The following is a 20,255-nucleotide window of genomic DNA, read 5'->3' as shown; positions in this document are numbered from 1 at the left end:
CTGCGCTCGGCGCGTAGCGTCATTGCACTTCGGCTTGCCGTTGCGTTTTGGCTTTGGCCGGCCGACGCGCGGCGGGCGCGGCAGCAGCGGCGCTGACGCGTTCCCGCGCTATCGCGCAGTAACTTTCATTGATCTCATAGCCGACGAATTCGCGCTGCTGGCGGGCGCAAGCGACTGCGGTGGTGCCGCTGCCCATGAAAGGGTCGAGCACGCGGCCGCCCTTCGGACAACTGGCCAGCACCATTCGCTCGACAATCTCCAAAGGCTTTTGCGTGGGATGATCGACGCGTTCGGCGTGTTGCCGATGCAGCCTCGATACAGACCAGACGTCCTTTGGATTATAGCCAAGCTCCAGCCACTTACTGCCTTCGAACAATTTACGAGAACGCGCCTTCTTCGTGACGGCATCGTACGGGATGCGGACGGGATCGAGGTCGAAGTAATAATCTTTCGACACCGCGAAGAAACCGATGTTGTCGTGCACCGAGGTGAATCGGCGCGTCGTTCCGCCCATGCTCGGCACGCGCCGGTCCCAGATGATTTCGTTGATCATCGTGAGCTTTGTCTTCAGGAAGCTGAAGATTTCCGGCGCGTACTGCCAGGTGCAGAAGATGTAGAGCGAGCCCGACGGCTTGAGCTTCGGAATAGCAAGCTCGAGCCAGCCACGCGTCCAGGCGAGGAAGTCGTCGCCGGTGCGCATGTCGGAGTCGTTGCCGTAGTCCTTGCCGAGCCCATATGGCGGGTCGCAAAGAATCAGGTCGATCGACGCGTCGGGAATATTCGCTACATCGGTCAAGAAATCGCGGTTCAACAACTGGATGCCCGCGGGCACCTGCGGCAACAGCAGCGCAGGCGCCTCGGGCGCCAGAAGCTCGCCGGCCGGCGTCGTTTCACTGGTCGCCGGCTGCGGCTCGTCGAACTCGTCGCGCATCGTGGCGGCGCTCAGAACTGGATGCCCGATCGCTCCGCGACCGTGTGCATGTCCTTGTCGCCGCGGCCGGACAGGTTCACCAGCAGGTGCTTGTCTTTGGCCAGCGTCGGCGCGAGCTTGGTGGCGTAAGCCAGCGCGTGACTCGACTCAAGCGCCGGAATAATGCCCTCGATGCGGCAGCAGTCGTGGAACGCCTTGAGCGCTTCTTCGTCGGTGATGCCGACGTATTGCGCGCGGTTGCTCTCTTTTAGCCACGCGTGCTCGGGCCCGACGCCCGGATAGTCGAGGCCGGCGGACACCGAATGCGTCTCGATGATCTGGCCGTTCTCGTCCTGCAGCAGATACGTGCGATTGCCGTGCAGCACGCCGGGGCTGCCGCCGATCAGCGAAGCGGCGTGACGACCGGACTCGATGCCGTCGCCGGCCGCTTCGACGCCGATCAACTGCACCGAAGTATCGTCGATGTACGGATAAAAGATGCCCATCGCGTTCGAACCGCCGCCCACGCACGCAATCACCGCGTCCGGTTGCCGCCCGATGAGCTCGGGCATCTGCACCTTGCATTCGTCACCGATCACGCGCTGAAAGTCGCGCACCATCATCGGATAAGGATGCGGCCCCGCCACCGTACCGATGATGTAGAACGTGTTTTCGACGTTGGTCACCCAGTCGCGCATGGCCTCGTTCAGCGCGTCTTTCAGCGTGCGCGAGCCCGACTCGACCGGCACCACGGTCGCGCCCAGCAGTTTCATGCGGTAGACGTTGGCGGCCTGGCGGCGCACGTCTTCGGCGCCCATGTAGACGATGCACTCCATGCCGAAGCGCGCGGCGATGGTCGCGGTGGCAACACCGTGCTGCCCGGCGCCGGTTTCGGCGATCACGCGCGGTTTGCCCATGCGCTTCGCGAGCAGCGCCTGGCCAATCACGTTGTTGATCTTGTGTGCGCCGGTGTGGTTCAGGTCTTCGCGCTTCAGAAAAATCTGCGCGCCGCCGAGCATCTCGCTCCAGCGCTGCGCGTGATAAATCGGCGAAGGCCGGCCGACGAAGTACTTCAGCTCGCGCTCGTACTCGGCGACAAACTCAGGATCTTTCTGGAATTTTTCGTAGGCTGCGCGCAGCTCGTCGAGCGCGTGAACCAGCGTTTCGGCGACGAACACGCCGCCAAACTGGCCGAAATGGCCTCTTTCGTCAGGCAAGTTATACATGTGGATCACTCTTTTCGTGGCGCGCGGCGAGCTCTTTGGAGCGCCGCGCCGCGGAATCATCCGGCGTCCGCCGCGCGCACTGCGCGTACGAACGCCGCCATCCGGGCGTGATCTTTCACGCCCTTGGCGCCCGGCACTTCGATGCCGCTCGAGACATCGACCGCGTACGGGCGCACGCGATGGATCGCATCACTGACGTTTTGCGCGTTCAACCCACCACTCAAAACGGCCCGACGCGCGAGCTCTGCTGGAATAAGTGACCAATCGAAAACCTTCCCGCCGCCGCCATAGCCTTCGACGTGTGTGTCGAACAGAAAGCCATTGGCGCCTGAATAGTTGAGAGCCGATTCTACCAAATCGGCCGGTCGAGTATCCGCCGCAACGCGCAGCGCGCGCAACCAAGGCAAACCCGCAATGCCGGCGAGCGATTCGCACTGCTCGGCGGTCTCGTCGCCGTGAAACTGCAACAGCGAGAGCCCGACGTTGCTGACCACTTCACGCACCCATTCCGGCGACGGATTCACGAACAAGCCGACTACCGACACGAACGGCGGCACATCCTGCATGATTTCGACGGCCTGCGCGACGCTCACCGAGCGCGGACTTGGCGGATAGAACACGAGGCCGATGGCGTCCGCGCCCAATTCGATCGCGTGGTTGACGTCGGCCGGATTCGACAGGCCGCACAGCTTGATGCGCGTGCGCCGGGGCACGGCTTGCTGTGCGGCGCCCGTATCTGACTCTGACGCTGCTGTTGCGAGGTTTTCGGTCGAACTCATGTGTGTGCCTGCTCGTTCCATACGGTGCTCCACGGCACGCTGCCGGTCTGCGGCGCGGGCACCTCGAAGTGCTCAGGATAGCCCACCTGCGCGAGATACAACCCGTCCGGCATGAAGGTCGGCGCCGCCGACTCGCGATCGCGGCTCGCCAGCACCTCGGCCATCCACTCGACCGGACGACGCTTCTTGCCGATATACACCAGGCATCCCATCAGGTTGCGCACCATGTGATGCAAAAACGCGTTCGCCCTGAAACGGAAATGCACGAAGTCGCCGTACTGTTCGATGTCGATCTGATGCAGATGCTTGATCGGCGTCTTCGCCTGGCATTGCGACGAGCGGAACGCCGAAAAGTCGTGCTCGCCGATCAGATGAGCGGCCGCCGCCCGCATCGCTTCAATGTCGAGCGGCGTGTGCACCCAACCCGCCCGCGCCGCCAGCATCGGCGAACGCACCGGATGCACGTACAGCAGATAGTAATAAGTGCGCTCGAACGCGGAAAACCGCGCGTGGAACGCCTCGGGCATCGGCTTGGCCCATTGCACGGAAATCGTCTTCGGCAAAAACGTATTCGTGCCGCGGACCCATGAGACGTCGGCCCGCTCGAGTTCGGTATCGAAGTGCACGACCTGGCCGAGGCCATGCACGCCCGTATCCGTCCTGCCCGCGACGACGGTATGCACAGGCGTCTGTGCGAACTCGCGCAGCGCCCGTTCCAGCTCGTCCTGAACCGTGTTGCCATGCGGCTGCGACTGCCATCCGCAGAACGCCGATCCGTCGTACTGAATGCCTAAAGCAATGCGCTTCACGACAACGGAGCGAGCGTCGAGAGCAACGCGCGGGCATCGTTGCGCGTGGCCGGATCGTTGGCTTCGATCACTTCGTTGATCAGCGTGCGCGCGCCGGCCAGATCGCCCAGTTCGATGTACTCGGCGGCCAGATCGAGCTTGTTTCGCGCGATGCGGGCAAGATCCGCCGGCGTGAACGCGGGCAGCGGCTGCGCGGGGCTCGGCGGGAGTTCCAGGTCGAAGTCGAGCTTCAGCGCGCCGAAACCGGCCGCGCCCAAGGTGCCCGCGCCAAGACCCGCTACGGCGCCAGGCCCGGCGGTGCCGGCCGCGATTTCGTCGGCGGCATGCGGCGCTTGTTCGGCGTTGGGCGGCGGCGGCACCGCTTGACGAGCGGTGGCTTCCGGCGACGCCACGGGCTGGCTGCTTAGCGACTGCGGTGCGCTCACGGTGTCGGCTGCCGACCCCACGCGCGGCGGCAACGGCATATCGAGGCTGCCGAACGCGGTGAGCGCGTCGCGCGGGAATTCCGCCGATGCGGGCGCGCGCGGCTGGTCGTGATCGACTTGGGCGCGCGTTGCCGGTGCTTCTGGGATCGACGGCTCCATCGGCTCGGGCGGCAACGGCTCGTCATCCCATTCCAGACGATGGGACACCGGCTCGGGCTCCCACGCCTCGTTGAACGGCTGGAGCGGCGCTCGCGGCAACGCGTCGGCGCCTAGTTCGGCGGCGGCGTCGAGGCTCGCGGCTGTCGTCGCGTCGTCCAGGTTGTGGCGATGTTCTTCCGATGCGAGGCCGCTTTCGTCGAAGGCAGCGGGTTGTTCCGGCGAGTGTGATTCGAAAGCCGCCGATGGTTCATGAGGCGCCGCTCGATCTGCCTGTTCCGATGCAGGCTCGTGCGCTGCTACGCGTTCAGCCGCGGGCTGCTCCGACGCGAGTTGGACTTGCCTTGCAGTTGCCTCGTCTGCCGCGGCTTGCTGGGCTGCGGTTTCCTCGCTGGCGCTAGCGCCAGTTGCGGCGTTTTCCGCTGTCGAACGCTCGGCCGCGAGGCGTGCTGCGTCGAGGTCCTGCTCAGCCGCGACGCGGTCATGCGCAGCCTCGTCGGCTGCCGCGCGTTCTGCCGCTTCGCGCTCGACGGCGCCTTGCGCAGCCGCCTGCTCCGCCGCTTCGCTCGCCTCTGCCTCGCGTGCGGTTGCGGTGCGGATTTCCGCCTCGCGCTCGGCCGCGATGCGCTCCGACATTTCGCGTGCGGCGGCGTCGCCTTCAGCCGCTTCGCGCTCCGCCTCGGCCATCGTTGCGGCGTGGCGCGCGGTCGCGGCGTCTTCGGCGGCGTCTTCGGCGTCGGCTTCGGGTTCGCGTTTGGCGATGTCAACGGGGATAGCAGCCGGAACTACCGGCACGGCGTCATTGGCCGCCGCAGCCTTCTCGGATGCCTCCGAAGCCTCCGCTCGCTGCGCGTCGGCCAAACGCTCCCGCTTACGCCGACCGAGACGCAACGCAGTCAGCAGCACGACCAGCGCCGCGCCGACCGCCGCGCCCACGGCGAGATTCGTCTGCGAAAGGCCGGCCTGGTTCGACGTCGATACAGCAGCGCCCGGATGACCCGACACGACAGCCGGGGCCGATGCGCCCGCCGCCGGTTGCACGCCGCTCGCCGACGACTGCGCAGCCGGCGCCGCTGGCGAGCCGCCGATGCCATGCTTCTGCAACTCCATCAGCACGCGATTCTTGAGCGCGAGCAGTTGCTGCAAGCTCGACACCTGCGCGCGCGGCTGCGATGCACCCGTGCCCGCGCTGGCGGCTTCGCTCGCTGACGGCTGCACGGACCCCGCCCACACATGCGTGCCGCTCGCGGCGGACGTCGGCTGCGCACCAGCAGCAGCCTCCGACGACGCGGCGCCGGCCCCGGCCGACGCTGCCGAACCCGCGTCCGATGCCGCATTGGCGTTGGCCTGAACCGCAGGCGCTGCCGACGGCGCAGCCTGCGTCGCGGGAGTTTCCGCCCCTGGCGCGCTCGCCGCCGCACTCGCCGCCGCATTGCCTTGCGCGGCGCCGCTCGCGGCCGCCGCGACCGAAGCATTCGACGACGACCCGCTGCCAGCCGCCGGCCCCGAAGCAGCAGCCGCTGGCGTTGCACCCGCCGCCGCAACCACTGCGCCCGACGCGTCCAGCGGCGGCACCGTCAGCACCGCCCCCAGACGCATCCGGCTCGGATCGTGGCCCATGAAGGCGTTCGGGTTCGCGTCGAAGACAGCGCGTGCCGCGCGTGCGAGCGTGGCGCGATCGTGTGATTGGGTGACGGCAATTGCCACGTCGTTGAGCGACTGCCCCGGCTTGACCGTGTATTGCCCACCCGCCGAATAAGAGGCCGACGCGGCTTGAGCCGCAGATGCCGTGGCGCCTTCGGGCGCGCTCGCGGCGTCGCCGGGCGCGGCCATCGCGCTGCCCAAACCGGCGCCCGTCAGCATCAACGCCAAAGCGGCCGTGGCCGCGGGGCGGCCGGTACGTGGGCGCGCAAACATGGCCCGAAGGGAAGAGAGTCGAGGTTTCATCGGGACTCCTGGCGCGTCAGCGCGCGGCCCTTTTTTGCGGTTATAAAGAGACAAGATAATCGGAGCACACAAATGAAAAAAGCGCCGCGCAAGCGCGACGCTTCTTGAGTTTTCTACGCGTCGTGAGCGCGTAGTTTACTTTACTTGTCGAGCACAATGCGAAGCATGCGGCGCAGCGGCTCGGCCGCGCCCCACAACAGCTGATCGCCGACAGTAAATGCCGACAGATATTCGCCGCCCATGGCCAGCTTGCGAACGCGGCCGACCGGCACCGTCAGCGTGCCCGTCACCACTGCCGGCGACAGATCGCGCATCGACGCTTCGCGTTCGTTCGGCACCACCTTCACCCAGTCGTTGCCCGAAGCGAGGATGCTGTTCACTTCGTCAAGCGGCACGTCCTTGTTCAGCTTGATGGTCAGCGCCTGCGAGTGGCAACGCATCGCGCCGATCCGCACGCACAGGCCGTCGACCGGGATCGAACCCGGCGTGCCCATGGCCGGCTTGCCGAGAATCTTGTTGGTTTCGGCGCCGCCCTTCCACTCTTCCTTCGACATGCCGTTGCCGAGATCCTTGTCGATCCACGGAATCAGCGAGCCGGCGAGCGGCACGCCGAAGTGATCGGTCGGCATGCTGTCGCTGTTCATCGCTTCGAGCACGCGACGGTCGATATCGAGAATCGCCGAAGCCGGGTCCGCGAGTTCGTTCTTCACTGCGCCGTGCAGCGTGCCCATTTGCGACAGCAGTTCGCGCATGTTCTGCGCGCCCGCGCCGGAGGCGGCCTGATACGTCATGGCCGTCATCCAGTCGACGAGGTTTTCGCGGAACAGACCGCCGAGCGCCATCAGCATCAGGCTGACTGTGCAGTTACCGCCGATGAAATTCTTTTGGCCCTTGACCAGCGCGTTCTTGATCACGTCGAGATTAACCGGATCGAGAATGATGACCGCGTCGTCCTTCATGCGCAGCGACGAAGCCGCGTCGATCCAGTAGCCGTTCCAGCCGGCCGCGCGCAGCTTCGGGAACACTTCGTTCGTGTAGTCGCCGCCCTGGCAGGAGATGATTGCTTCGCACTTCTTCAGGTCGTCAACGCTTGTCGCATCTTTGAGCTTGGTCTCGTTTTTGGCGAACGACGGCGCGTTGCCGCCCGCGTTGCTGGTGCTGAAAAACACCGGTTCGATCAAGTCGAAATCGCCTTCCTGCTGCATACGCTGCATCAGGACGCTGCCGACCATGCCGCGCCAACCTACGAGACCTACGTTCATGACTTCATACCCTTCGAGTGGAAACTTCCCCGCATCTTTGCCCGCAGTGACCGCGCGGGGAAGATGAGCGGGCACGACGGACGATCAGCGTTTCGTGATCGTTTTCGGGGTAATCGTTTTAATCAGTGCTTTGGTGGTAATGGCGAGCTCAACCACACGGGCCGTTTTGCCGTGCAGTTTCGAAATCGAGGAGATTTGAGCCATCTGTGCCATCGCTACAATATACACGAAAACCGGAATCCGGCGACGTCCCTAACCGTCGCTGCCGCCCGTATTACACGCACGAATCGGCCTGTTGCAGGCCGATTCGCGTATTAAAGATCATTTTAACGAACTGATTACCGCCGACTTAAACGCGGGGCGCGGCCATCTACGCCCCACATGCACGAGCCTCTTTTACAGTGCTGCGACCACTGCGTCGCCCATCGCCACCGTGCCGACCTGCTTGCAACCGGGCGTGAGAATGTCGCCGGTACGGTAGCCCTGTTCGAGCACCTTCTTGACCGCGTTCTCGATGCGATCCGCCTGCTCCGCCTTGTTCAGCGAATAACGCAGCATCATGGCAGCCGACAGAATAGTCGCGAGCGGATTCGCCACGCCCTTGCCGGCGATGTCCGGCGCGGAACCGTGCGACGGCTCGTACAAGCCCTTGTTGTTCTTGTCGAGCGAGGCCGACGGCAGCATCCCGATCGAACCCGTGAGCATGGCGGCTTCGTCGGAGAGAATGTCGCCGAACATGTTGCCGGTCACGATCACGTCGAACGACTTGGGCGCCTTCACGAGCTGCATCGCGGCATTGTCGACATACATGTGCGACAACTCGACGTCCGCGTATTCCTTGGAGACGTCGATCATCACGTCTTTCCAGAACTGCGACGTTTCGAGCACATTCGCTTTATCCACCGACGTCAGCTTCTTGCCGCGCTTTTGCGCTGCCTGAAACGCGACGTGCGCGATGCGGCGCACTTCGGGCTCCGAATAACGCATGGTGTCGAAGCCTTCCTTCGCGCCCGCAAAAAGACCGTCCGGCGCTTCACGCACGCCGCGCGGCGCGCCGAAGTAAATGTCGCCGTTCAGTTCGCGCACGATCAGGATGTCGAGGCCCGAAACGATCTCTTCCTTCAGCGACGAAGCGCCGGTCAATTGCGGATAGCAGATGGCCGGGCGGAAGTTCGCGAACAGTTGCAGATGCTTGCGCAGGCCGAGAATGGCCTGCTCCGGGCGCAGCGCGCGTTCGAGCTTGTCGTATTTCCAGTCGCCGACGGCGCCGAACAGGATCGCGTCGGCTTCCTTCGCGAGCGCGAGTGTCGAATCGGGCAGCGGATGACCCTTCGCCTCGTAGCCCGCGCCGCCAACCGGCGCTTCTTCCAGTTCGAACTTTTCGCCGAGCACGTTGAGAACCTTGACGGCCTCCTTGACGATTTCGGGGCCGATGCCGTCGCCCGGCAACACTGCGATCTTCATGCGAATTCCTTGGTGATTTTCTTCGAGACTTCGAGTCTTATCCGACGATGCGGTGAGCAAGCCACGGCTGCTTCGCGATGCGTTCGGCTTCGAACTGGCGGATCTTGTCGGCGTGACGCAGCGTGAGGCCGATGTCGTCGAAACCGTTCAGCAAACAGTATTTGCGGAATGCCGCCACTTCGAACGGATACTCGGCGCCGCCGTCCGCCGTGCGCACGACCTGCTTGTCGAGGTCGATGGTCAACTGAAAGCCGTTGAACGCATACGTCTCGTTGAACAGGTGATCGACTTGTTGCTCGGTCAGCACGATCGGCAACAGGCCGTTCTTGAAGCAGTTGTTATAGAAAATGTCGGCGAAACTCGGCGCGATGATCGCGCGGAAGCCGTATTGCTGAAGCGCCCACGGCGCGTGTTCGCGCGAGCTGCCGCAGCCGAAGTTCTTGCGCGCGAGCAGCACCGACGCGCCTTGATAACGCGGCTGGTTCAGCACGAAGTCGGGATTCAGCGGACGCTTCGAATTGTCCTGACCCGGCTCGCCGTGGTCGAGGTAACGCCACTCGTCGAACGCGTTCGGACCGAAGCCCGTGCGCTTGATCGACTTGAGGAATTGCTTGGGAATAATCGCGTCCGTGTCGACGTTCTCGCGATCGAGCGGCGCCACGACGCCGGTGTGTACGATGAATTTATCCATGACGCTTGCGCCTGTTTCAGGACCGGCGATGCGCGTGGCGGCACGAAAGCCGCTCGCTGCGTCGCCGGCAAAAAATCAAAAACCGGTTATTTCTCAGCGTGATTGCTGATCGAATTGCCGAGGTGCGACATGTCCTGCCCAAATCCGTGCACCGTGTTGCAGCCGGCCAGGCCGAGCAGCAACCCAGCCAGAGTACCGAGCGCGAAGCGGCGCAGTAGAGTAGTGCGATTCATGTTCTTCATCATGCGATTTATCCCAGCTTGCGAATATCGACAAAATGCCCTTCGATAGCCGCGGCTGCGGCCATGGCGGGGCTCACGAGATGGGTACGGCCACCGGCGCCCTGACGACCTTCGAAATTACGATTCGACGTGGACGCGCAACGCTCGCCCGGATCGAGCCGGTCGGCGTTCATCGCGAGGCACATCGAGCAGCCCGGCTCGCGCCATTCGAAACCGGCGTCGGTGAACACCTTGTCGAGGCCTTCACGTTCGGCCTGCGCTTTCACCAGACCCGAGCCCGGCACGACCATCGCGAGGCGAATGTTCGGCGCGACGCGGCGGCCCAGTTTCTTCACGACGTAAGCCGCGGCGCGAATGTCTTCAATGCGCGCGTTGGTACACGACCCAATGAAGATTTTATCCGGCTTGATGGACTCGATCGGCGCATTCGGTTCGAGCGCCATGTATTTGAGCGCGCGCTCCATCGCCTCGCGCTTGCCCGGGTCCTTCTCGCGCTCGGGATCGGGCACGCGGCCGTCCACGGCGGTGACCATTTCCGGCGACGTGCCCCACGTGACTTGCGGCACGATATCGGCCGCGTTCAGTTCGACCACGCGGTCGAACTGCGCGCCTTCGTCGGACTTGAACTGCTTCCAGTAATCGACTGCGATGTCCCACTCCGCGCCTTCGGGCGAGAACGGACGGCCTTTCAGGTATTCGATCGTGGTGTCGTCCACAGCGACCATGCCGGCGCGCGCGCCGGCTTCGATCGCCATGTTGCAGACCGTCATGCGGCCTTCCATGGAGAGCGCGCGAATGGTCGAGCCGCCGAATTCGATGGCGTAGCCCGTGCCGCCCGCCGTGCCGATCTTGCCGATGATCGCGAGCACGATGTCTTTCGCCGTGCAGCCGCGCGGCAGCGGTCCTTCGACCTTGACCAGCATGTTCTTGCTTTTCTTCTGCAAGAGCGTTTGCGTGGCGAGCACGTGTTCCACTTCCGACGTGCCGATGCCGTGCGCGAGCGCGCCGAACGCGCCGTGCGTGGACGTGTGCGAGTCGCCGCATACGATCGTCATGCCCGGCAGCGTGGCGCCCTGCTCCGGCCCGATGATATGGACGATGCCCTGGCGCAGGTCGTTCATCTTGAACTGCGTGATGCCGTAGGCGTCGCAGTTCGAATCGAGCGTGTCGACCTGCAGCTTCGAAACCGGATCGGCGATGCCGTGGCTACGGTCGGTGGTCGGCACGTTGTGATCCGACACGGCCAGATTCGCGCTGATGCGCCACACCGGACGCTCGGCCAGCTTCAGGCCTTCGAACGCTTGTGGGCTGGTGACTTCGTGCAGCAGGTGACGGTCGATATAGAGAATCGTCGTGCCGTCTTCTTCCGTGTGGATCACGTGCGTGTTCCACAATTTGTCGTAGAGAGTCTGTGCCATGGTATGCGGGGGTAGTAATGACTGCGGGCTGACTGTGTCGGTCGATTATGCCACGCGAAGTCACGCCGTGGGCCGCGCAACCATGCAAAAAAGCGATAAAAAACAGGGAGTTGGGTGGTAGTGTCGATACCTGTATCGGCGGCACCCGGCAAGGTTTAATGCCGGCGCTGGTGCCGGGATCGAACGATGCAGCGCCGATCGCGCCACACATCACCCCAGCACAAGCAGCCTCTCCGCATACCCCGTCAGCACCGAAGCCAGGATCATCTCAAGCGCATTCGACGGCGGTGCGGTGCCGCGGTGGAACGGCCGGAACACCACATCGCCCCGCTTGACGGACATGCCGCTCAGCGCGCAAACACCTCTGACGCGCGCATAGCCGGCGCGCCAGGTCTGATCGAGATAGCTGCCGCGCGTGGCGTCGCTCCACGAAACGAGCACCGTCGTGTCGGTTTGCCATTCGATGCTTCGAATCGTAGGCAGGCGGCCGTTGAACACCGCATGCGCAGCCAACGGGCGGCTGCGTCGGTTGCGGCGCCCCGACGCCTCGCAAACCGCCGATGCAGTCTCATGCCAATGCGCGCTCAGCCGTCCGATAATTTGCGACCAGGGGTCGGGTCCACACATCTCCGGTTCTCCTGCGACTTGCAGCGGCGATCGCCTGCACAATGCATCGCCTCTGGCTTTAGAGTCTCATGGCTGCGGGCTGACGCTGCCGGCTTACCGCTTTGGCACGCTGTCCGGCCGCGCGAGTGCGACGACGCTCACGATCCCCTCGCGCGCCATCTTCGCGTACGGACAGAAACGTTCGGTGTCGCGCACGAGTGCTTCCGCAATGGCCGGCTCAACGCCCGGCAAATGAATGCGGACCTGCGCAATCAGCCTGAACAGGCCATCGACGGGGTCCCGCCCGAAATCGACCGTCACTTCCACCTTCGCGTCGACGATCGCTATCTCCGCCTTGGCGGCGAGCAGGTTCAACGCGCCGTGAAAGCATGCGGCATAGGCGGCGGCAAACAACTGCTCGGGATTCGTCCCGCCGCCCGGGCCGCCGAGCGCTGCGGGCAGGCGCAAGTCGAGGTGGAGTTGGCCGTCGTCCGACTGGACTACGCCGGATGCCCGGCCATGACTCGTCTCGCCGCCCGTGGCGGTCACGGTCGTCGAATACAGTGACTGAAAGTCTGGCCCGAAGTACTTATCGAGCAGCGTGAGGGGCGGCGGATGCAAAGGGCTCATCATGTATGTCCGACAGCCGTTGGCTCACGCCGGGGCTCGCAACCAGTCGAACCATGCGCGTGAGTTCGCGACTCTGTAGGTAGTGCGCCGGACCGGCGTGGATGCGCCGTCAGCGTATGAGTGCATCGTAGGTGCGCGGCCGCCCGTCGGGAAGGCTTGTGCGGCGACGCACCGTGTTGCCTCCAAAGCACCAATCAGAGCGCCGGCACCGCCATCATGGTGCTTAGGCATTGCAGGTCGAGCGCGCGCGTTTGTTCCGCCATGTAGTCGATGAACACGCGGATTCTGGCGGGCAAATGCTTGCGGCTGAGATAACAGACATAGTGACCGCGGTCGTCCGGCGCATATTGGGCGAGGCAGGAAACCAGGCGCTCTTTCCGCAACAGATCGCAGACCTGGTAGGCCGGCAATTGAGCGATGCCCTCGCCGTCGAGCACGGCCTGCACGATGAGGTCCATGTCGTTGAAGGTGTGCTGCGCTCGCGGCAACTGCTTTTGTATGAGTCCATCGACCTTGAACTCCCAATCGCTTACGCGCCCCGACGCACTGCGGAAGTTGATGCACCGATGCTGGGCGAGATCGTCGACATGACGCGGCACACCATGTTTTTTCGCGTACTGGGGCGACGCGCAGACGATCATCTGCATCGGTATCAGTTGCTTTGCCACGACTTCGCTGTCCTCCATGCGCCCGTCGCGAAAGCCGACATCGACGCGATCCGCGATGAAGTCGGCAGGACGATCGTTCAGCAACAGTTCGAGCGCTATGTCTGGATACCGCGAGCGAAAACCGCGCAGCAGCGGCGCGACGATCTTGCGGCCGAATCCGGGTGTCGAGCAGATACGCAGATGGCCGCGCGGCGGTCCGTTACGCAATTCGCGCATGTCCTCGAGCGCCTGCACGATGCGTTCGACGCCCGGATGACAGTTCTGATAAAACAGTTCGCCTTCGCGGGTCAGCGACGTGCTGCGCGTGGTGCGCAGAAAAAGCCGCGCATCGAGCTGCGCTTCGAGCTTTTGCACGTTTCGGCTGACGGCGGAGCGGCCAATGCCGAGGCGGTCACCCGCCTTGGCAAAGCTGCCTTCATTGGCCACGGCGAGAAACGAAACGACACCGGCGTAACTCGTGGCAAAGCTGCTCGCGAGCGAATTGTCGGTCAAGGGGCGGGCGGAATGATCGTCGGACATGGGCGGGCACGATTTAAAGGTTTCGTACTCGACAAGACGTTTTAACCCGGCCGTCTGTGACAAACCCGGCTCACGAATCCGCTGGGATAGACAATCTGCCAGTCCGCCCGCAATTTCAGCCGCGCGATGGCGGGCGCGCCCTTCCCGTTCAGCAATGTTGCCGCATCGATTTCGCTGCTATTGCAATTAATCGTATAAACGTTGTCCAGACCTGGCGGGGTCGCGAATCATCGGCCGTCGAATCTGGCCGCGATGCGCGCCAGCTTGTCGGGATTTCGCTGCACCTGAATGCGCACAATGCGCTCGCCATCCGTCTCGTACGTCTGCGCCGATTCGAGTGCGCCGTCGAAAAAACGCAACAGTGCCGCCTGGCTGTTGAGGACGATGAGTTCGACGCGCAGTCCGCTTTTGTAGCGAAGCGCAGCCGCATAAAAAAGCTGCGCGATGCGCCGCCCGCCCACCATCGGTTTTGGAAAGCTCTGCACCCGGCCGCCGCCATCGCCCATGAGCACGGCATCTTCGGCAAGCATTGAATTGATCGCCGCAAAATCGCCGCGCTGCAAAGCGTGCGCAAAAGTCTGCAACAACCGATGATGCGTCTCCCGCGACACGACGTAGCGCGGACGATCGTCGCGCAACTGCGCCTTCGCGCGGCTCACCAGTTGCCGGCACGCCGCTTCGCTCTTGCCGATGGCTTTTGCTATTTCATCGTAGTCGGCATCGAATACTTCGCGCAGCAGGAAGGCCGCGCGCGCCTCAGGACTCAGCCGTTCGAGCAGCATCAGAAAGGCGACGGACACATCGTCAGCGCGCTCCTTCGCCTGCTCCGGCGTTGCGGGATAGTCGGTAACGTGCGGCTCAGGAAGCCAGATGCCGGTGTAATGCTCGCGCTGGATTTTCGCGGCGCGCAAACGGTCGATGGAGATCCGCGTCGTCACGGCGACAAGCCACGCTTCCGCGTTCTCGATGGTCTCCCGTGTGGTCGAATGCCAGCGCAACCAAACGTCCTGCACCACGTCTTCCGCTTCTGCGACCGAACTCAGCATCCGATATGCAATGCCCTGCAAACGCGGGCGTAGCTTGTCAAAAACGCTGGTGTCGTCCATGGAGCGGTCCTTGTGCACAGTACATGGGATCTATTGCGTTTCCGTGGCAGAAACGCATGACCAAACCGCGCACATACGCCCGCGCGATCATTCGCGCCGATCAGTATACCGTCATGAAATCCGGCACCTCCGCCAATCTTTACTGCGCACGGCGCTCGCTGCCGGCTGCTGGTACAGGGGCAACGTTGAAACCCGCGTCGCGCCATGCGTCGATGCCTCCGGTCAGCGGCAACGCAAGTCTGATTCCGGCGCGCCGCAAACGGCCGGCCATCCATGCGGCGGACACTTCTCCCGGGCACGAGCAGTAAATGACGAACGTCCGGTTCGCGTCGTACGCCCGTACTATCTCGCTGCATTTGCGTTCGTCGGCGAATACGGCGCCCGGAATGACGAACGGATCGAGCGTCCGCCTTTCCGGGGAACGAATGTCGAAGATAACCGGCCGCGGTTCGTCGGTTAGCAAACCGTGCAACTCCACCGCATCGATCCGCGACGTTTCGAGCGCTTTGGACAGCATGAGATGCCGGCAATAGCGATAGCAGCAATACAGCGCGAGTGCACTTGCGACGATACCCAGCGCCCGCCAGCCGAGATGCGAAATCACCGCGAATAACAGGTCGATCTGCGCGGCGAAAGCTCCGCCAATAGCGAGCGCGATGGAAGCCCACAAGGCCACTCCAGCGCAATCGCAGGCGATGAAGTACCGCAACCTCACCGCCATTGCCCCGCACAACGGCACTGCAACGAGCGACAGGCCGGGGACGAAACGGGCGACGATCAGAACTCGCACGCCCCAGCGCCCGAAGAACCGCTCGGTTTTTCTCACACAACTATCACGCGACGACGATAAGAGACAAACCGTTCGAAGCGTGCGTTCGCCGAATCGTCTTCCGCCTTCATACCAGACGAGATCGCCAAGCACTCCGCCCAACGCGGCAGCCCCTAACGTCGACGCGAAATGCGACACTGCCGATTGCTGGGCACCGGTTGCAATCGTGATGCTGGCGCCGACCGTAATCAACGTTGGCATAGCGGGCACAGGCAGACCGAGTGACGCGCCAAGCACACTCAGGAATACGACGAGCGCGCCGTACTGCGCGATGAGTTCATGGGAAAACACGTTGCCTCCTGACCCGGGAACGGCCGGGTGCTATTGGACGTGCCAGGGAACAGCGGAATTGACCGCGATACCGGCGGTGCAACAACGGATGACCTCGCCGGTCGACCACAATGCGCTGCTGCTCCAGTACCTGAACAGCTCTGAGATTTGCGTCTCGTTGAAGTACTTCCGCATGCGCGACCAGATTTCATCGGACGCCGATTGTTCGCTGACACCCGAAAGATGTTCAGTCCAGGCCAACGCGGCCTTCTCCGCATGACAGAAAACATCGGCGCGCCGCCAGCTTCCGATATGCTCGATCTTCGATGTGGCGACGGCAGCTTGCAGCGCGAGGCGCAGGCCGTGCTGAACGCACAGCAAACAACCGTTGATTTGCGATGCGCGCAACTCGAGAAGCGCGATCAGGCCCGCATCGAGCGAGCCGCAGTGGATTGGCCGCGTCACGATTTCGCACCCGGCCTGTATCGATGCACGTCGTGACTGATAAAGCCGACTTCACGGCTGGGAATATCGAACCACTCGGGATGACAGAAGGAATTGCGAATGTCGTCTAATCCACTTGCCCAGTGCTCATTCAATGTGTCCTTGCTGAACTCGTAGTCCTTATAGTGGCCTTCGAACGACTTGTTCTTGTAGATCAGATGCACGACATTCACCGCGCTGCCATCCGCCGTCTTCTGCGCTTCCTGAATGACCGCATGATCACGGCGCGCGGACTCGGGGATATGTTCGAGCAGTGCCTTGATGAGCTGAGCGTGCTTCTGGTTCTGCGCCATGAAGGCGGTGACGGCCCGCGTACGGCTTGAATACTGAATGTCCTTGACACGCTCGTTGACGTCGAGAAAATCACCTGGCAACTTGCCGCGCGAACTCCACAAATCGACCTGCAGAACGAGCGTGTCTCTGTGCTGACTCTCCCTGATAATTTCCGTCAGCGGCGTATTGGAGACGAGCCCTCCGTCCCAGTAAAACTCTCCATCGATCTCGACGGCGGGAAACCCTGGCGGCAGCGAGCCGGACGCGATGAAGTGCTCCGGCTTCAGTCGCATCGTCGAGTTGTCGAAGTACACGAGATTGCCATTCCGTACGTTGACAGCGCCCACCGAAACACGGATGCCTCCATCGTTGATCCGGTCGAAGTCGGCGTACTTCATCAGCGTTTCACGCAACGCAGTGGTGTCGTAATAGCTGACTTCGTCGGGACGCCTCTTCACGAGATCGGCCGCAAGCGTGCGCATACGCGGCGAGAAAAATCCCTGCTGCCCCTCGACCAGCGTGCGCGTTGCCGCCCACGCGCTCGACCACTTGCGCGCCATGTCTTCACAGCCCGGATAGACGGGCAGCAGGGAACGGACATGCGAGAAAACATCCGCGGGTTGACTTATCGTGTTCCAGAATCCGCGTAGCGCCTCGACCCGGTCTTCCGGCGCGTTCCCCGCAATCACTGCGGTGTTCAACGCGCCGATCGATATGCCGGAGATCCGGGTCGGCTCAATACCCACTTCGGCAATCCCTTCGTATACGCCGGCCTGATACGAACCCAGGGCTCCGCCACCCTGGAGCACAAGTCCGATTTCATCGTACCGGGGCAGCCTGAAAGGAGACGGCTGCTGCAACTCTTTGCGCTGACTCGATCTCACGGTTATCCCCTTACTGCATGAACCAGCCGTGGCTCACCACGACGGACTGGCCGGTCAGCGCATTCGATTCGAAGCCGGCGAGAAACGCGACCGTATTGGCGACATCGGCCAGCGACGTGAACTCGCCATCTACCGTGTCCTTCAGCATCACGTTTTTCACGACCTCCGCCTCTGAAATTCCGAGCACTTTCGCCTGCTCAGGAATCTGCTTGTCCACCAGCGGCGTTCTGACGAAACCAGGGCACACGACGTTCGCGCGCACACCGTGCGGCCCGCCTTCCTTCGCGACAACACGTGCAAGCCCAAGCAGCCCATGCTTGGCCGTCACATAAGCCGACTTAAGTTGCGATGCCTCGTGCGAATGCACCGAACCCATGTAGATAACCGCGCCGCCTTTGCCCGATGCATACATATGCCTCACCGCTGCCTTAGTAGTGAGGAACGCACCGTCGAGATGGATAGCCATCATCTTTTTCCAGTCGGAAAATGCGTAGTCCTCGATCCGGTTGACGATCTGAATACCGGCGTTCGACACCAATACGTCGATGCCGCCGAATCGGCTTACCGTATCGGCAATGCCCGCATTGACCGCCTCTTCGTTCGTCACATCCATGGAGAGAGCAACCGCGCGGCCACCGCTGCGGACGATGTCTTCGGCCACTTTCGTTGCGCTCGGGAGATTCAGATCCGCTACGACGACCGTCGCTCCGTCCGCGGCCAGCTTGCGTGCGCATTGCTCGCCAATTCCGCTCGCCGCGCCCGTGACGAGCGCCACTTTGTCTTTCAATGCCATATATCCTCCGGGAGAGTTATTGGTTCACTACGAGTTTCATCGGATCGACGGAGGCAAGGTAGTCGTGCGCCACCTCGCCCACATCGAGTGTGAGATTGGCGACGACGTGACGCGCGCCGATTACCTTGCGAACGGGCAGGTCCGCGACCGAAGCCAGCGCGTGCGGATGAAGTTCGAGCGCAGCCGGCCCTTCCCAGGCGCCGGTCACCTGAACGTCGCGCAAAAAGAAGCGGACGAGTTCGCATATTCGAACCGAACCGTCGACGTGCGGTATTACCTTGAGCAGATAGTTGGGTGTGTCGGCGAGCTTGTGTTGCTCGGCAGCGGCGTCGAGCGGACGATACTTATAGCCCATCGTGCCGGTGGCAATTCGCTGCGTGCCGTAGTCGAGCGTTCCGAGCAAGGTGTCTTTTCCATCAATCGAAAGCCGCGGCGAAGCGAGCTTCTTGGGAAAGCCCCAGATTTCCCGGCCGCCGGCGATCGGACCTTCGTCGTCCAGATACATCGAGTGCGTGTAGTTCGCCTTTCTGCCCTGCTCGTCCAGAACCGAGATGACCTGACCGCTCTCCGTATAGTCGCCAAACCCCGACGAATCCGGCATACGAATGAACTCGTAATGAACGATCGCGTTATCGACCTTCAAAGGTTCGGGAACGACGGCTCTTAGCGCCTCGATATCCGTCTCGTAGGAAATAATGAAGTACTCCCGGTCGACGAACCGGAACGGCGGACGCGGGTATGCCGGATTGTGCAGCGGCATCGAAAAAGCATGTTTGCGGATATCGTCTTTTGTCACGGCTCACTCCTTGGTTGCTTTGAATCACGCTTTCCGCAAACTAGCTTCGCAGGAAAGACAAGAGGTCCTGATTGAGCTGGTCCTTGTGGGTATCGGTCAATCCATGCGGCGCACCGGGATAAATCTTCAGGATCGCGTGAGGCACGAGTTTCTTGCTCGAACGGGCTCCAACATCCACGGGAACGACCTGGTCGTCGTCGCCGTGAATGATCAGCGTCGGTCGGTCGAACTTCAGCAGATCCGCCGTGAAATCGGTTTCGGAATAGGCTTTGACCGATTCGTAGACGTTCTTGAAACCACCGCTCATTCCCTGACGCCACCATGCGTCGATCAGACCTTGCGACACCTTGGCGCCCGGCCGGTTAAAGCCGTAGAACGGACCGGCGGGAATGTCCTTGAACAATTGCGAGCGGTTGGCGATCATCGCGGCGCGAACGCTATCGAACGATTCAATAGGTACACCTGTCGGATTGCCGGGCGTTTTAACCATCAGCGGCGGCACGGCTGAAATCAATCCGATCTTCGATACGCGTGACGTACCGTGCCGGCCCACATAACGCGCGACCTCGCCCCCGCCGGTCGAGAACCCGATAACGGCTATCTCGCGCAGGCCGAGGGTGTCGATGACTGTCGCGAGATCGTCCGCGTAGTGGTCCATGTCGTTGCCGTCCCACGGTTGGCTCGAGCGGCCGTGACCGCGGCGATCATGTGTGATGACTCGAAACCCGTGCGACGCCAGAAAGAAGGCCTGGTTTTCCCAGCTATCCGAGTTGAGCGGCCAACCGTGACTCAGCGTGACGACGGGAGCGTCTTTCGCGCCCCAATCCTTGAAGTACAGGCTCACTCCGTCCCGGGTGCGGATAACGTCACCGGTATGGTTTGCGGACGACATGTGCGCGACCGCCGCGCCGGGTCCTGACTGCTTGCCGGCGGCCGATGCCACCGTTGTCGTCAACGTTGCGGCAACTCCGCCAATCAGCAGGTTGCGGCGTTTTGCGTCGGGGGAAACGTGTCCCAAGTCTTTAGTCATGGCTCAAGTCCAGGAATT

20 protein-coding genes are annotated in these 20,255 nt (G+C 62.6%); all 20 read right to left on the bottom strand.

Going from position 1 to position 20,255, the window contains the following annotated elements; all coding sequences use genetic code 11:
- Nucleotides 1-19 precede the first annotated feature (19 nt).
- Entirely contained in the window at nucleotides 20-931 is a 912-nt protein-coding gene (locus tag ABIE53_RS23395; RefSeq protein ID WP_053859692.1) for a DNA-methyltransferase, read from the bottom strand.
- A gap of 11 nt (nucleotides 932-942) precedes the next feature.
- Nucleotides 943-2,136 (bottom strand): tryptophan synthase subunit beta, encoded by a 1,194-nt coding sequence (gene trpB, locus ABIE53_RS23390; RefSeq protein WP_029971417.1) that lies wholly within the window; start codon nucleotides 2,134-2,136, stop codon nucleotides 943-945.
- A 56-nt stretch (nucleotides 2,137-2,192) separates the two neighbouring features.
- Nucleotides 2,193-2,915, bottom strand: coding sequence for a phosphoribosylanthranilate isomerase (locus ABIE53_RS23385; protein ID WP_029971416.1), 723 nt, complete (start codon nucleotides 2,913-2,915; stop codon nucleotides 2,193-2,195).
- Nucleotides 2,912-3,724 (bottom strand): tRNA pseudouridine(38-40) synthase TruA, encoded by an 813-nt coding sequence (gene truA / locus ABIE53_RS23380; protein ID WP_192700468.1) that lies wholly within the window; start codon nucleotides 3,722-3,724, stop codon nucleotides 2,912-2,914. The genes ABIE53_RS23385 and truA overlap by 4 nt, the downstream gene beginning before the upstream one ends.
- Nucleotides 3,721-6,252 (bottom strand): FimV C-terminal domain-containing protein, encoded by a 2,532-nt coding sequence (locus ABIE53_RS23375; RefSeq protein ID WP_192700469.1) that lies wholly within the window; start codon nucleotides 6,250-6,252, stop codon nucleotides 3,721-3,723. Before ABIE53_RS23375 ends, truA begins: the two co-directional genes overlap by 4 nt.
- Before the next feature lie 140 nt (nucleotides 6,253-6,392).
- Nucleotides 6,393-7,514 (bottom strand): aspartate-semialdehyde dehydrogenase, encoded by a 1,122-nt coding sequence (gene asd / locus ABIE53_RS23370; RefSeq protein ID WP_192700470.1) that lies wholly within the window; start codon nucleotides 7,512-7,514, stop codon nucleotides 6,393-6,395.
- A gap of 396 nt (nucleotides 7,515-7,910) precedes the next feature.
- Nucleotides 7,911-8,978 carry a 3-isopropylmalate dehydrogenase gene (leuB, locus tag ABIE53_RS23365; RefSeq protein WP_029971412.1) on the bottom strand — a complete coding sequence of 356 codons (1,068 nt, stop codon included), beginning with the start codon at nucleotides 8,976-8,978 and terminating at the stop codon, nucleotides 7,911-7,913.
- Nucleotides 8,979-9,015: 37 nt separating this feature from the next.
- On the bottom strand, nucleotides 9,016-9,669 hold the full coding sequence (gene leuD, locus ABIE53_RS23360) for a 3-isopropylmalate dehydratase small subunit (protein ID WP_107710452.1): 654 nt from the start codon (nucleotides 9,667-9,669) through the stop codon (nucleotides 9,016-9,018).
- An 86-nt stretch (nucleotides 9,670-9,755) separates the two neighbouring features.
- Entirely contained in the window at nucleotides 9,756-9,914 is a 159-nt protein-coding gene (locus ABIE53_RS23355) for an entericidin A/B family lipoprotein (protein ID WP_006047595.1), read from the bottom strand.
- A 5-nt stretch (nucleotides 9,915-9,919) separates the two neighbouring features.
- Complete coding sequence (leuC, locus tag ABIE53_RS23350; RefSeq protein WP_053859696.1) at nucleotides 9,920-11,329, bottom strand: 3-isopropylmalate dehydratase large subunit; 1,410 nt, start codon at nucleotides 11,327-11,329, stop codon at nucleotides 9,920-9,922.
- Nucleotides 11,330-11,539: 210 nt separating this feature from the next.
- On the bottom strand, nucleotides 11,540-11,842 hold the full coding sequence (locus ABIE53_RS23345) for a DUF3331 domain-containing protein (RefSeq protein WP_244231048.1): 303 nt from the start codon (nucleotides 11,840-11,842) through the stop codon (nucleotides 11,540-11,542).
- A gap of 207 nt (nucleotides 11,843-12,049) precedes the next feature.
- The gene (locus ABIE53_RS23340; RefSeq protein ID WP_044020415.1) at nucleotides 12,050-12,565 is read right to left on the bottom strand and encodes an Ohr family peroxiredoxin; all 516 of its coding nucleotides are present in this window, start codon (nucleotides 12,563-12,565) and stop codon (nucleotides 12,050-12,052) included.
- A 194-nt stretch (nucleotides 12,566-12,759) separates the two neighbouring features.
- A complete protein-coding gene (locus ABIE53_RS23335; RefSeq protein ID WP_029971854.1) occupies nucleotides 12,760-13,752 on the bottom strand; it encodes a LysR family transcriptional regulator in 993 nt (330 codons plus the stop codon).
- 227 nt (nucleotides 13,753-13,979) lie between these two features.
- Nucleotides 13,980-14,858: an RNA polymerase sigma-70 factor gene (locus tag ABIE53_RS23330; protein WP_053859698.1), complete on the bottom strand. Its 879-nt coding sequence runs from the start codon at nucleotides 14,856-14,858 to the stop codon at nucleotides 13,980-13,982.
- Nucleotides 14,859-14,997: 139 nt separating this feature from the next.
- Nucleotides 14,998-15,978, bottom strand: coding sequence for a DedA family protein/thiosulfate sulfurtransferase GlpE (locus ABIE53_RS23325; protein ID WP_192700471.1), 981 nt, complete (start codon nucleotides 15,976-15,978; stop codon nucleotides 14,998-15,000).
- Between the two features lie 30 nt (nucleotides 15,979-16,008).
- Nucleotides 16,009-16,422, bottom strand: coding sequence for a carboxymuconolactone decarboxylase family protein (locus ABIE53_RS23320; RefSeq protein WP_165919864.1), 414 nt, complete (start codon nucleotides 16,420-16,422; stop codon nucleotides 16,009-16,011).
- Nucleotides 16,419-17,618 (bottom strand): DUF3734 domain-containing protein, encoded by a 1,200-nt coding sequence (locus ABIE53_RS23315; RefSeq protein WP_192700472.1) that lies wholly within the window; start codon nucleotides 17,616-17,618, stop codon nucleotides 16,419-16,421. The genes ABIE53_RS23320 and ABIE53_RS23315 overlap by 4 nt, the downstream gene beginning before the upstream one ends.
- Before the next feature lie 10 nt (nucleotides 17,619-17,628).
- Entirely contained in the window at nucleotides 17,629-18,411 is a 783-nt protein-coding gene (locus ABIE53_RS23310; RefSeq protein WP_192700473.1) for a 3-hydroxybutyrate dehydrogenase, read from the bottom strand.
- A 16-nt stretch (nucleotides 18,412-18,427) separates the two neighbouring features.
- On the bottom strand, nucleotides 18,428-19,207 hold the full coding sequence (locus ABIE53_RS23305) for an acetoacetate decarboxylase (protein WP_114157917.1): 780 nt from the start codon (nucleotides 19,205-19,207) through the stop codon (nucleotides 18,428-18,430).
- A gap of 40 nt (nucleotides 19,208-19,247) precedes the next feature.
- The gene (locus tag ABIE53_RS23300) at nucleotides 19,248-20,237 is read right to left on the bottom strand and encodes an alpha/beta fold hydrolase (protein ID WP_107710446.1); all 990 of its coding nucleotides are present in this window, start codon (nucleotides 20,235-20,237) and stop codon (nucleotides 19,248-19,250) included.
- Between the last annotated feature and the right edge of the window lie 18 nt (nucleotides 20,238-20,255).

The sequence above is a fragment of the Paraburkholderia sp. OAS925 genome, assembly GCF_040543975.1.
Lineage (GTDB): Bacteria > Pseudomonadota > Gammaproteobacteria > Burkholderiales > Burkholderiaceae > Paraburkholderia > Paraburkholderia graminis.
The sequence above is the reverse complement of the archived record's forward strand: the minus strand, read 5'-3'. Positions and strand labels throughout refer to the sequence as shown.